Source organism: Clostridium manihotivorum (assembly GCF_004015185.1).
Lineage (GTDB): Bacteria > Bacillota > Clostridia > Clostridiales > Clostridiaceae > Clostridium_AR > Clostridium_AR manihotivorum.
Map to the genome: position 1 here is coordinate 4,839,042 of NZ_CP025746.1, position 12,879 is coordinate 4,851,920.

Consider the following 12,879-nt stretch of genomic DNA (forward strand, 5'->3'; position numbering starts at 1 on the left):
CTTAATTAATGTTGGAGTTTTATATGAACATTATATTTTTGGGACATTAAAAGGCCTCTTTAGAAAAATACTAAAGAGGCCTTAGATAATAAATTATTCGATAAAAGAACTATACTATTATAATCCTAACTCATCCATAACATCATCAATATCAATTTTTTTGTCACCTTCGAAGAATACTGCAACAAACTCATTATAACTATAGTTAGAAGAATCTATATCATAAGAAATGAATTGAGTTTCCACACCAAACTCTTCATTCAATTCGTCTACAATATCGGTTACATTGTCAATAGCTGTATCGTTTAAGTATGGTAAGAAAAATTCAGAGTACCACTCTGCACTTTCTTCTTCGTAGTCACTTTCTTCATTTGAATATGCTTTCGCTCCATCTAATTCAACATCATCGAAATCATAGAAAAATCTTAATACAAGACCTTCTTTGTATTCAATCTCTTGAATATCTGACAGTTCATTTTCATTTAAAAACTTAATAATTCCTGACTTATTCACCTTTGCACCTCCATTAATATAATAGTTTTTTGTATTCTTTCTTTACTGCTTCAAATTCATTATCGTCTTCTACAAGATTATATTCTTCTTTTCCTTCTACTTCATCAACTCTAAAGACAAATGCATCTTCTTCATCAGCACCTTCTTCAAGAGGTGACAATATTAAATATTCCTGTTCTTCTAAAAATATTCTCGCAACTGCTTCAAAATCAACTTTATTTCCGTTTTCATCTCTGAAAGACATTATTTCTTTTTCATCTAAATCGCTCATAAAAAATCTCCTTATACTAATAAGTTTATATATAAATTATTATTGCTTCAACTTAAATATCTATTCTTAATAACACTACTACCTATGTATTACCTACATCTTAAATATATCTTCAGAACTCCTGTAATTTATATAAAGATGCTTCGAATTTATATATTTAGGAGATATCTAATAATATTTTTGAAATTAAGTGGTTCTGAAGGAGATGCTATATGAGCGAGCAACTAGCGTAAGCTCATCTAAGCATCGGATGACTAACCACTTAATTTCAGTACATATTTAGATATCACCTAAACAAACTGTACCACTTCAATCTGAAAATATTAATTTCATTATGAAGTGGTACATATAAAAAGTTCCTGGATTGAAACTTAATTTCTACTTGTTCGAAAATCCCGGGTTCTATCGATTTTCTCACATGTATAAATTAATAGTTGAGTTAGGAACTCTATATATAGTTCCTAAACCAAACTCATAAAGCTTTCAACAAATTGGTCTGCATTTTTAAAGTCTTCTTCTGATGGTACAAAATTAACCTTAAGTCCATCTATAGTTTTTAGCTTTAGACTCTTAAGTCTTTCTGTAAGCATTGGTACACCTTCACCACTCCATCCAAATGAACCAAAAGCAGCAGCAGGCTTTGCTCTGTTAACAATTGGATTAACTAGAGATAAAAGATCCCATGATGGCTTAACTGCATCTTGATTTATTGTTGGTGATCCTATAAGGAAAGCTGAACTGTTATCTATTAACTCTGCAGCTTTTTCTAAGGACATAGAAGTTATCTCATGGACTTCTACTCTTACTCCCTTTTCACCAATCTTTTCTGTTACATATTTAGCAATAGCTTCTGTATTTCCATAAGCTGATATGTAGAACACTTGTACATTTTTCTCAACTGGTGCTACAGTTGCCCATTCATCATAAAGTTTCAAATATTTGCTTGCATCTGAAACATGTAATGGCCCATGGCTTGGTGCTATTATATCAATCTTAAGTCCATCTATCTTAGCTAATCCTTGCTTTACGAACTTCTTAAATGGCCCCATTATCACTTCAAAATAATACTTCATCTCTTCAAAGTAGTCATCAGAAAAGCTATCTGTTATATTTCCTTCTGGGCAATAGTGGCATCCTGTAAAGTCACAAGTAAATAGAAGCGCTTTTTCTTCTACATAAGTGAATATTGTATCTGGCCAGTGTAGATTAGGAGCTGATATAAACTTTAGAGTTGTGTTTCCTAAGCTTAAGTCTTCCTTTGCTTCAATAGCTTCAAATGGTCTATTCACTATATTCTTAAGATAGTTAATAGCTGCTCTTGAACCAACTACCTTTGCTTCTGGATAATCTTCCATTAATCTTATCACAGATCCGCTATGATCTAATTCTGTATGTTGAACTACTATATAGTCTATAGCTTTATCGCCGATTACTGCTTTTATGTTACTTTTAAACTCTTCATAAAATCCATTTTTTACGCTGTCAACTACAGCTATCTTATCATCTTCTATTAAATAGGCATTATAGGTTGTACCTTTTTTGGTTTCCATTATGATATCAAATACTCTTAATTCAGCGTCTTTAACACCAACCCAATATATATTATCTTTGATCTTTTCTGTACTCATTTTACTACCTCCAAACATATAATGAAAATTTTCTAAAGAATAAAATAAAAACCACATAAATTGTACCATAGCCACTTGTATTTTACAATCTTATCCATATTATCCCTTTTACTAAACCTACTTTAAAGTTATACCACATCGGTACAAAATCTACTTTCAAAGTTCTTTGGTTTCATAGAAAATTTTGAAACTATAAATTTTATTATGAAATGATACAGCCTTATGGTTACAACTTCAACTATTAAGTTATGCATGCCGTAAAAATCCCCAGTACCCACGATTTCCGAACATGCATAACTTAAGTTTTCATAAAGGTTACCTATATGCAAAGTTCTTAGCTCACCTAATGATTTATACATTTCCAAAAATCCATAGAATCCTGGATTTTCAAACAAGTATTAATTAAGCATATAAACTCTTTTATTATTCTAACAGATTACTAACATTGCCATTATAGAACACATATTGATAATGAAGGGCTCTTGTCAAAACTACATACAGCAGCTTTTTATTAAGTTCACTATCTCCATAAATTTCATCATTACAGTTAAACACTATGGAACAGTCAAACTCTAAACCTTTCGTAAGATAAGATGGTATTATTATCTTATCAAGCTTTATATTCTTATCAGCTTCTTTGATAAGCGTCCATTGATGTTTAGAGTTTTTCTTCATTATGTCTCTAATCTTTTTACACTCTTCAAAAGTACGGCCTATTATAGCAACGCTGTTCTTACCACTTTCTAAAACTTTTTCTACAATAGCATCTGCTTGCTGTGCAAACTCTTTATTATCTTCATATTGTATTACCTTTGGTTCCTCCCCATGCCTTAATACTGGAGTGGCAGGCTTCAAATTATTTTTTTGTTTTTTAAGCACCTTATTTGCAAAATTTATTATTTCAATAGTGGATCTATAGCTTTGAGTCAATGGTATATAGCTGCACTCACCATTAAATACGTCTTCGATTAATTTTTCCCATTGATCAATTCCCTTATAATAATATATACCTTGACCTATATCTCCTACTATAGTCATAGAATTGCCTAGCGCAAGCATTGAAGCTACGCACATCTGAAGTGGCGAATAGTCCTGAGCTTCGTCTATAACTATATGCTTATACTTTTTATCTTCTGGAACTCCTTCGACCATCAATTTTAGATAAAGCATAGCAGCAATATCATCACTATCTAAGACTCCCTCTTCATCATCCTTTTGAAGCTTATCACTAATATAATCCCAAAGTTTTTTAGGTACAACACTATCTGTCAACTCATCAAATAATCCCTCTTCAGTAAATAGTCTTCTATATAAATCTTTTGTATCAATTCCCTTCCAATTATCAAAATAAGCATCAAATTCACTTCTGCCCTCTGTTCTGATCTTATTTTTAAATTTATCCCTTTCGTCATAGATCTCTATGAGCTTTTCTCTTCTTTCTTGGCAATCATCCATCTGCTTTTTTATTCTTGATATTTGATACTCATACTGAAAATCTATCTTTTCAATAACCTTCATCAGCTTTTCGTTTAACTTCAATAGAAAATATCTCTTAATTTCGTCTTTTCTCCTATTGATAGGCATATGCTTCATATCTTTTACATACAACCTTTTAATTTCTTTCTCTTCAAACACAGTAAAGCCCTGAATCTTTATATCTTTAATATCTGCTGATTCTCTCTCTAGTATTAAAAGGAACCTATCCAAGATTGCCTTAAACACCATGGAACCTTTTACTTTACTAGAATTAGTTATATATTTAACTTCCTCTGTATCTTCACTTTCTAACACTTGTTGAAGCTTTTTATCTTTAGAATATACCTTTCCCTTTAGCTTTAAAAAGTCTTGTGCAAAATCTTCAAAAGTTTTTTGAAGCACTTCACCTACTCCCAAAGTAGGTAAAACTTCAGATATATAGTCCAAGAAAAGCTTATTAGGAGCTATAACCAATATATCCTGACCGCTTAGCTTATCCTTATATCTATAAAGCAGATATGCCAGCCTGTGAAGGGCCACAGTAGTCTTTCCTGATCCAGCTGAACCTTGAACTATTATAGGAGCGTTTTTTTCCGCTCTGATTATATCATTCTGCTCTTTTTGTATGGTAGCAACTACTTCCTTAAGCTTCCTACCAGTGCTTTGCTCCAAATTAATTTTTAAGAATTCATCTATTAAAGCATTATCTCCACTGTCATCCATAGCATTCTTAAGTATAATTTCGTTAATTCCCTCATCAAAGATATCTTTTATATCTCCATCCTCAAAGAGAAATTTTCTTTTTAAAGAAAGGTTCCCTTGTATTACTCCTGCAGGTGCTCTATAATAGGCATCTCCTTGAGTTCCACTATAGTATAAATCAGCTATAGGAGCTCTCCAGTCAATAACTAATTCCTCACCCTTAGTCATATCCCCTAATCCAAACTTACCTATGTAGAATACCTCTTCCTTTTTTCTGTATTCTCTAAAATCAATTCTAGCAAAGTATGGTTGCTCTATAGATTCTCTATACTTTTCAACATTTTTATGAACAATATTATATATCTTCTCTTCAGTCTCTAGCTCTTCATTGTATTTTCCCTTAGACGCCTTTTTTAGCTTTCCTATCTTATCTAAAAGTTTTTGTTCTTCCTCGCCCTGTACAGAAGCAGCATCTTCTAGCCACTGTTTAGTTTCTCTAAGATGTCCCTTCTCATAATTTAATTCCTCTTCTTTAATCATATCTTCACCACCTTTGGTCTCTAAATAAAAATTATATTAATTTTATACAATTGTTGTCAATAAACATATGGTGTTTTTCATATAATTTAATGTGAATTTATGTTTTTAGTGAAAATTAAGTTTATTAAAGATGTACAACTGCAATCCTAAAACTGTTTTCATCCTCCCATAATTTGAGGTTTTGAAAATATAGCTTTAATTATGAAGTGGTACATCCATAACAAATGGAATGAGGTGAGTTTATGAAAATAATGGTTTTAGGCTCTAGCGGTAATATAGGAAACTATCTATCTAACTATTTAAAGAAACAACATCAAGTCATAGCCCTAGATAAAGATAATTTGGATATAACTGATAAAGACTTAGTTCTTCAACAAGTACAATCGTATTCACCTGACGTAGTTATACAAGCTGCTGGATTGTCAGACATAGACTTTTGCGAAAACCACGAGACTGAATCTTATACCGTAAATACTCTAGGAACACTAAACGTAGCTTATGCTTGTAATAGCCTATCAATTCCTATTGTATACATTTCTTCTGCTTATGTTTACGGAGGTGAAAAGCACTCTCCATACTTTGAAACCGATAAATGTACTCCAATAAATATATATGGCAAGTCTAAGCTAGCGGCAGAAAAGCTTATTCGTACCATATGTAGTAAATATTTTATAATAAGAACCTCTTGGTGCTTTGGAGGAAATGACTGCTATATAAAAAAAGCTTTATCTCAGTCTAATACACCTATATTTTTAATATCCAACGCTGTTATAAATCCAACTTATATTGAAGATCTATGTAGTTCTGTTTCTCAAATTATAGCCTCTGACTTTTACGGAGTGTACAATTGCGTAAATGAAGGTGCTGTTTCAAAGGTTGATGTTATTAAATATGTATTTGAGTATTTTAATCTTCAAAAGAATGTTTTACCTCTTGCTACTGAGGCCATAACCAATATAGCTCCAAGACCAAGCTATACTGCTATGAATACCTGTCTTTTATATAACTGTTTCAATATAAAGATGCCTTCATGGCAAGATAGTGTAAAAAACTACTTAGGTACAATATCAATTAAATAAAGTAAAAGGCCACCTTGTTAGGTGACCTTTTACTTATCTTAAATTATCTATCAGTAGATCCTGCCAAGACCTTTCTAAAATCTTTTCTAGTAGCCTTTGATATGGCTTCAACTAATACGTATGTTATAGTACCATCAACGAAATGGTGGATTAAAGTACCTATAAAAACAGTAATTAGTATTCCCTTGAAATTAAAACCTGGAAAAGGCATAACTGCAAGTGATTCTAATGTAGCGTGAATTGGAGAAGTAAATGCTACTGTTTTTCCATAAGAAACACCTTTCTTAATCATAAGTGCTCCAGCAAGTCCAACAAATACATGCATAAAAGCTCTTAAAACTACCCATATAGGTTTTCCTGCTATAAAGAATCCAATTGCATTACAGATACCAACTGCAATTGCTGCAAAAGGCGATACAAACATACTTAGAAAAATAGGAACATGAGCTCCTAAAGTTGCTGTAAATGGTCCTAGAGTTATTGATGCGAAGCCAAAGGTAATAGGTATTAATATAGCTAGTGCTGCAAGTACTGCAATATAAGTTAAATTCTTAGTTTTATTCATAGTAATTCATCTCCCTTTAGTGTATATACATCAGTATACAATAATAATAAGCATCAGTAAATAATTTATTTTACTATAAATGTATAGCTGTGCTTCTTCATAATAAAATTTATATTTTCAAATTAAAATGGTATATCTTTAATAACATTTATAAAACCAAGTTCTTAAGCACTTAAGTATAAATCTTTACTTTTTGATTAAACTATGAAATGAATATAACTTTATATATAGTATCTTCTAGTATCAATATAAATATTAGAGCTGAACGTAGAAAATTTATGGATTGTATATAAAGATGTTCCACCTATTTTTAAGATCTATTATATAAAGGAGTGATGATGCATATGTCTATTCAAGCTCCACCAAAAGAAATAGTGATAGAATTAAACCGTGTATTAAAAGGAACTCAAATGGGCCTTGAAGCCTTTGAAAATCTTCAAAAAAAAGCAAAAGATAATAGTTTAAAACAAATTTTCTTACAAGTTCAAGCTACCTACCTAATGCATAGCAATATACTAAAAGAAAGAATTAATCAACTTGGAGGCGTTCCAAAAGAACAGGTAGGACTTATAGGAACATTATCTCAAATATATGAAAACATAAAGAATTTAACTGTTGATTCAGATGAACAAGTTCTTAATGAAGCCTACAAGGCTTGCAAAACCGGTTTTACTATGGGAGATAGATTTATAGAAGATAATGATAACCTAGATTCAACCAGTCGAGAGATCATTGAAAAAATAATTCAAGACAATAAGGATCTTGCTCAGATATTTTTAAACAAAATAAGTCAAAGTAAGTTTTAGCATAATTTCATTTTTACTGTTTCCCATAAATAGCTACTGAAAAGCGCTTATATTCCTAGGTTGAGCTAAGGAAAAACTTAAATTTCTCTATAAAGTAAAAAAATAGGACTCAGCATTTTTGCTAAGTCCTATTTTTCAAACTATTCTTCTTCTTCTTCTTCTTCATCAACAAGCTCATACATTTCAATAGCTTGATCAACGTACATTATTCCATCTAAATGATCTATCTCATGACAGAAGCATCTTGCCAAAAGTCCAGTTGCTTCATACTCAACAACCTTACCTTTTTCGTTAAGAGCCTTAACGCTAACCTTTTTAGGTCTTTCTACTAGTCCCTCATAGCCAACGTAGCTTAAGCACCCCTCATAGCCTTCTTCTTTACCTTCTCTTTTAGTTATCTCTGGATTTATTAAAACAATTGGCTCAGAGCCATCTCTTAAATCTATAAATACCACTCTTTTATTTACTGCTATCTGAGGAGCAGCAAGTCCTACTCCATCTACTGAGTATAAAGTATCCTTTAAATCCTTAACAAGAGCTAATACTTCTCCGTTTATTTCTTTAACAGGTGTTGATATTTTTTTTAAATGCTCATCACCTAATTGAACTATCTTTCTAATTGCCATAAAGGTAACTCCTTTCAAAATCTATCTAAAAACATTATTACACACGGAAGCTAAATACTTCAACTAAAATTTATAGATTCCAAGAAGTCACCAATATTATGACTTTATATAAATGTACCACTTCATATTAAAATTTATATTTCAAATGAAGTGGTAGCACTTTAAATTACAATTACTCCAATTAATTTATACTTATGGAGCCATTCTTTGTTTCCATCATGAACAAGTATTTGCCGCCGTTTATTTCCCCACCTAAGGTGCTATTTCTATTTTTATTATCACCAGAAAGTCCTAAACCATTAGTAATAGAGCCGTTTCTTGAAGAGCAATTAAACTTTGCTGATTGATCCTTAACTATCTTAGTGTTTATACTTCCATAATTGCTATATATAGTTACATCTCCCTCTATAGGCTTATTACAATCAACTTTAATCGTACCATTGTTAGCTTCAACATTTAGTCCCTTTGAAGGATTGATAAGAGTCACATCTCCATATTTGCTAGTAACCTTAGCAAATCCACCTATATTCTTTCCTGTAAAAGCTCCATTTGACCCTTTGAAGTCTATATCATCAATTATGTTTTCTGCATTGGTAGCCCCATAAGCATTTGAAGCGGTAATTTTTCCTTTTATATTAAAGAGGTTAATATCACCATTATTGCAGCTTAGTTGAAGATTTCCTTCTAGAGTATCTATCTTAACTGATCCATACTTATTAGTTATTTCTGTATTTCCTTTAACATTTGTTATATTAGTACTACCATTGGATTGACTACTCTTGCCATCACTAGATATGTTTGATATTGACACATCGCCATACGCACTTTCAACATCATATCTTACTGAAGCAGGAAGTTTTATTGTATAATCAACTTTTCTTACAGCTCCATCTTTTCCAGATTGATTGCTTGTACTTACTACTAAGTCCTCGCCATCTGCAAACTGAATTGCCTGCTTTTGCAGATCACTAATAGTCGACTCATCATTATATGCTATGACTATATTAGCCTCAACCTGTATCTTATCACTATCACTTTTATCGATTGAAACTTTCCCTTGTTTGTTTTCTATAGTTATTGACTTCTTTCCTTGAAACTCCATTTTATTAGACACAGTCTTTTCATTACTATAAGAGTTAAAGGATAATCCATCCCAATTTAGAAATGCACCTTTATTTCTTGCAGCAAAGCTTATTCCACTACCAACAAATACGAAAATTACTATTAGTACAGCTATAAAAACGCTCTTACCATCAACAGTTACTGTTATATTGGAGTTTCCTGCTAAGAATGCACCTACTACTAATTCTATCCCTAGACATATTATTAAAACGGGCCACCATTTTTCTAACATCTCAAAATAGTAAAGACTTTGTATCCTTGCAATTATAAGCAGTACCCCTAGTAAAATAAGTCCAATACCTGCAGAAAGCCTTCCAATCTTCCATTGTTTCATAATTAATCCTCCCTGCTGATATCCTTTGGTTTTCCCATAAATAACATCTTAATACCAAAGCCTATTAATACTACAGAAGATAAAATAACTTTAGTATAATCTCTTATCATGTACTCAATTCTAGTGTCTACAAACTGACCTAAGAATCTGTTGCCAAGAGTAATAATACCTGCTGCTATGAATATAAATCCAAGAATCTTTACCCAATTCTCAAACCACTTACCTGAAAAGTTTATTTCTGCAATACCGTTTGTTGCTCTTACATTCATCAAATCAAGAATGGAATAAATTATTACTGCTGGCACTCCAATTTTTAATATATCGATATTTACTAAGGATGAAATAACATAAATTACTAAAAACACACAAAATAATTTCTGTCCTTTCTCTTTTTCCCCTAGATAAAGTTGACCTAAACCTGGAAGTACTGAAAGCATATATGCTATAAGCTTTCTATCTGCCTCAATATTATTTTCGTCAGCTAAATTGATCATTCCTTTGTTTATCTTATCAGCATTGATCATACAATCTAGTATGTTAAATGCCCATAATATAGGTATTGCAGCATTAAATACCCTGCCATAGTCGCCTATCATGTCATAGGATCTATCCAAGAAGCCTACTGTAAATAGATAAGATAATAAACCTCCTAGAAAAATTAAACCTCTATTATTTTCTCCTAAGTATATGTGTCCAAGTCCTGGGATAAATGAAAGAAAAAATGCCTTTGTTTTACTTTTCATTTGATAATTCCTCCTATCAAAGCTTATACTCCTATAATAAATATAAAAACTTAAGATTATAGTTAATAAATTCTTAACTTTTTCTTAATCCTTATTTTAATTTAAAATATAGCAGAAACAAATATATATATACTAAATTTTACCATAAATCTTATATTTAAACCAATGCCTCAAAATTATGCTCTGTTAAAGTGACCTGTTGAAATTAAGTTACTAGTCATCCGATGCTTTAATTATAGATATATCACTTCGTAATAAATGTACATTTTAAATTAATTAACCAAAACCTGTAAGTTTTTTTCAAAATAGTTTAAGTATCGAAGCGACCCATCTGTTTATCTATAGCTTATGCAAAGAATTAATATAATTTTGCCAGATTTAAGTATAAATAAAAAATTATAATTTCCTGTACAAAAAAAGCAGCTAGGCCTGCTATTGCACAAGTCTAACTACTTATAAATTACATATGTGGAGTTATTTCTTCTCTTTGAATTCTTTTTAGGTCTTTTAATCTTAGTCTAGTTTCATCCATGATTTTATCCCAGGACTCACCATCTATAATCATCTTTTTAGCAACTTCATATGCATGATCTTTCTCGCTAACTCCCATGACTTACCCTCCTTATTAATTAAATAACCCTATCTCTGAATTTATATCCTTCACTACTAATGATAAATAATTTAAATTCTTGGCTATTTTTTAGATGTTGTTTGGATTAAGAGTTATATTGAAAATGTATAAACACTTAATTTAAACACTGAACCTTTAATATCATCTAAGTTTTTAATAGATATTCTAAAGTTATAGGTATTTGGGATATATTTATTTTGCTTTATATAGAGGGATCATATTCGTTGAAATTATTGTTAAGGTTGCTTGTATTATAGAAGTTCCTCTTAGTATTAAAGTTTATATTATCAAATTCTCCTCTCAGAACATAGAGGAGTTTTAAAAATAGATTTATGATTGAAGTAGTACATCTCTCTATATAGCCTCTTTATTAATGTGATTAATTAATGAAGAAATGCTTGTAGTTATTTTATTTGCTATATATGGATTATTCATTGTATAAAGATGAATGCCATTTACTCCACTAGAAACTAGATCAACAATTTGTTCTGTAGCATAAGCAATTCCTGCATCTCTTAAGGCTTCTGGATTATATTCATATTTATCCATTATTTTTATAAACTTTTCTGGGAGATATGCGCCTGATAAAGATGCAATTCTCTCTATTTGCTTCTTATTAGTAACTGGCATAATACCAGCTTGTATAGGCACATTTATACCCTTTTTATAGGCTTTGTCTAAGAAATTATAATAAAGACTATTATCAAAAAACAATTGAGATATTAAGAAATCTGCTCCTGCATCAACTTTGTTTTTTAAATGCATTATATCTTTATCTATATTATCACTTTGTATATGTCCTTCAGGATAACAGGCTGCTCCCAAACATACATTTCCTCTTTCCTTTAAGTATTCTATAAGCTGATATGCATACTTATAGCTGTCCTCAAGATTTTGTTCTCCATTTACATCTCCTCTAAGTGCTAATATATTTTTCACGTTATTTTTATTCAAACTATCTACAATCTTAGTTATCTTTTCTTCGTCAGAGTTTATACAAGTAAGATGAGCCAGAGCTTCTATACCATACTTATTTTTAACTAAAGAACTCAACTCGCAGGTCCTATTATTGTTTACACTGCCACCAGCACCGTAAGTTACACTTATGTAATCTGGATTTAGAATCGCTAACTCCTCAATAGTCTTGTACACCGTATCAATTGGTGATGTTAATTTTGGAGGGAATATTTCAAAAGAGTATACTAATCTTTTCTGTTTAAATAAATCTTTTATAAACATATATAATCTTCCTTTTCAATATTATTTAATAAATTTTCTTTTTTATTCTTTCTTCTTTATGCACTTTTAGTCCATAGAATCATACTTATCCAAAACTTTATCCAAGATAAATCTCCTAGAAAAAGACAAGTTTTTTTATTATAATTTTCCCACAGTTTTATATTTGATGATGGATTATTCAAAAATAAAAAAACCTAGAGAATATACCTCTAGGTTAAATCCAAAGTATATCCTATCTTCCAGTAAAAACTGCAGGATTTAGCACCTTTATATTTCTAGCTTCTATAGTCTGATAGCTTATATATTCTATATATACAATATAAAATATGTAAGCTAAGTCTATCAAAAAACCTGTATATAAGGTTGCCGGGTTTCATAGGGCCAGTCCCTCCACCACTCTTGATAAGAATGAATATTCAGTTTTAATTACTTTATTATATATTATTAATAAATTTATGTAAATGACTTTGTTATAAGTATCCGTAAAAGTCATATCTAACTACAAAAAGCTTTATTGATATTCCTATTATTATAATACTATATTTTATTTATTTTATACCTAGTATATTAATTTATAATTCCCTACGAAAAAGACAAACTTTTT

General features: G+C 30.7%; 13 protein-coding genes and 1 riboswitch. Of the genes, 2 read left to right on the forward strand and 11 right to left on the reverse strand.

The genetic code is table 11. From position 1 onward, the window contains the following. Positions 1-117 precede the first annotated feature (117 nt). From C1I91_RS21765 to helD, 5 genes are all read right to left on the reverse strand, one after another. A complete protein-coding gene (locus C1I91_RS21765; RefSeq protein WP_128214764.1) occupies positions 118-513 on the reverse strand; it encodes a hypothetical protein in 396 nt (131 codons plus the stop codon). Positions 514-526: 13 nt separating this feature from the next. After that, the gene (locus C1I91_RS21770; RefSeq protein ID WP_128214765.1) at positions 527-784 is read right to left on the reverse strand and encodes a DUF1292 domain-containing protein; all 258 of its coding nucleotides are present in this window, start codon (positions 782-784) and stop codon (positions 527-529) included. A 461-nt stretch (positions 785-1,245) separates the two neighbouring features. Further along, positions 1,246-2,412 carry an FprA family A-type flavoprotein gene (locus C1I91_RS21775; protein ID WP_128214766.1) on the reverse strand — a complete coding sequence of 389 codons (1,167 nt, stop codon included), beginning with the start codon at positions 2,410-2,412 and terminating at the stop codon, positions 1,246-1,248. 128 nt (positions 2,413-2,540) lie between these two features. Then, the gene (locus tag C1I91_RS21780; RefSeq protein WP_128214767.1) at positions 2,541-2,771 is read right to left on the reverse strand and encodes a hypothetical protein; all 231 of its coding nucleotides are present in this window, start codon (positions 2,769-2,771) and stop codon (positions 2,541-2,543) included. Positions 2,772-2,835: 64 nt separating this feature from the next. Beyond that, positions 2,836-5,130: an RNA polymerase recycling motor HelD gene (gene helD, locus C1I91_RS21785; protein WP_128214768.1), complete on the reverse strand. Its 2,295-nt coding sequence runs from the start codon at positions 5,128-5,130 to the stop codon at positions 2,836-2,838. 242 nt (positions 5,131-5,372) lie between these two features. Between helD and C1I91_RS21790 the strand changes: the two genes are divergently transcribed. Next, positions 5,373-6,209, forward strand: coding sequence for an SDR family oxidoreductase (locus C1I91_RS21790; RefSeq protein WP_128214769.1), 837 nt, complete (start codon positions 5,373-5,375; stop codon positions 6,207-6,209). A gap of 43 nt (positions 6,210-6,252) precedes the next feature. Here C1I91_RS21790 and C1I91_RS21795 read toward each other — a convergent pair whose 3' ends face one another. Next, a complete protein-coding gene (locus C1I91_RS21795; protein ID WP_128214770.1) occupies positions 6,253-6,774 on the reverse strand; it encodes an ECF transporter S component in 522 nt (173 codons plus the stop codon). A 344-nt stretch (positions 6,775-7,118) separates the two neighbouring features. Between C1I91_RS21795 and C1I91_RS21800 the strand changes: the two genes are divergently transcribed. Continuing rightward, complete coding sequence (locus C1I91_RS21800; protein ID WP_164880617.1) at positions 7,119-7,580, forward strand: DUF2383 domain-containing protein; 462 nt, start codon at positions 7,119-7,121, stop codon at positions 7,578-7,580. Between the two features lie 140 nt (positions 7,581-7,720). Here C1I91_RS21800 and def read toward each other — a convergent pair whose 3' ends face one another. The 5 genes from def to metF all read right to left on the reverse strand — a co-directional run bounded on the left by def (position 7,721) and on the right by metF (position 12,275). Continuing rightward, complete coding sequence (def, locus tag C1I91_RS21805; protein WP_128214772.1) at positions 7,721-8,206, reverse strand: peptide deformylase; 486 nt, start codon at positions 8,204-8,206, stop codon at positions 7,721-7,723. Between the two features lie 181 nt (positions 8,207-8,387). Continuing rightward, positions 8,388-9,662, reverse strand: coding sequence for a DUF4097 family beta strand repeat-containing protein (locus tag C1I91_RS21810; RefSeq protein WP_128214773.1), 1,275 nt, complete (start codon positions 9,660-9,662; stop codon positions 8,388-8,390). Positions 9,663-9,664: 2 nt separating this feature from the next. Next, positions 9,665-10,405 (reverse strand): hypothetical protein, encoded by a 741-nt coding sequence (locus C1I91_RS21815; protein WP_128214774.1) that lies wholly within the window; start codon positions 10,403-10,405, stop codon positions 9,665-9,667. Between the two features lie 460 nt (positions 10,406-10,865). After that, positions 10,866-11,015, reverse strand: coding sequence for a hypothetical protein (locus C1I91_RS28360; RefSeq protein ID WP_164880618.1), 150 nt, complete (start codon positions 11,013-11,015; stop codon positions 10,866-10,868). 375 nt (positions 11,016-11,390) lie between these two features. Then, complete coding sequence (metF, locus tag C1I91_RS21820) at positions 11,391-12,275, reverse strand: methylenetetrahydrofolate reductase [NAD(P)H] (RefSeq protein ID WP_128214775.1); 885 nt, start codon at positions 12,273-12,275, stop codon at positions 11,391-11,393. A 229-nt stretch (positions 12,276-12,504) separates the two neighbouring features. Next, positions 12,505-12,684, reverse strand: a riboswitch (SAM riboswitch). Positions 12,685-12,879: the final 195 nt, after the last annotated feature.

Bases quoted from the DNA above. Each gene is read 5' to 3' on its own strand.
- C1I91_RS21770 (WP_128214765.1), bottom strand. From the start codon at position 784: ATGAGCGATTTAGATGAAAAAGAAATAATGTCTTTCAGAGATGAAAAC.
- C1I91_RS21775 (WP_128214766.1), bottom strand. From the start codon at position 2,412: ATGAGTACAGAAAAGATCAAAGATAATATATATTGGGTTGGTGTTAAA.
- C1I91_RS21780 (WP_128214767.1), bottom strand. From the start codon at position 2,771: ATGTATAAATCATTAGGTGAGCTAAGAACTTTGCATATAGGTAACCTT.
- helD (WP_128214768.1), bottom strand. From the start codon at position 5,130: ATGATTAAAGAAGAGGAATTAAATTATGAGAAGGGACATCTTAGAGAA.
- C1I91_RS21790 (WP_128214769.1), top strand. From the start codon at position 5,373: ATGAAAATAATGGTTTTAGGCTCTAGCGGTAATATAGGAAACTATCTA.
- C1I91_RS21795 (WP_128214770.1), bottom strand. From the start codon at position 6,774: ATGAATAAAACTAAGAATTTAACTTATATTGCAGTACTTGCAGCACTA.
- C1I91_RS21800 (WP_164880617.1), top strand. From the start codon at position 7,119: ATGTCTATTCAAGCTCCACCAAAAGAAATAGTGATAGAATTAAACCGT.
- def (WP_128214772.1), bottom strand. From the start codon at position 8,206: ATGGCAATTAGAAAGATAGTTCAATTAGGTGATGAGCATTTAAAAAAA.
- C1I91_RS21810 (WP_128214773.1), bottom strand. From the start codon at position 9,662: ATGAAACAATGGAAGATTGGAAGGCTTTCTGCAGGTATTGGACTTATT.
- C1I91_RS21815 (WP_128214774.1), bottom strand. From the start codon at position 10,405: ATGAAAAGTAAAACAAAGGCATTTTTTCTTTCATTTATCCCAGGACTT.
- C1I91_RS28360 (WP_164880618.1), bottom strand. From the start codon at position 11,015: ATGGGAGTTAGCGAGAAAGATCATGCATATGAAGTTGCTAAAAAGATG.
- metF (WP_128214775.1), bottom strand. From the start codon at position 12,275: ATGTTTATAAAAGATTTATTTAAACAGAAAAGATTAGTATACTCTTTT.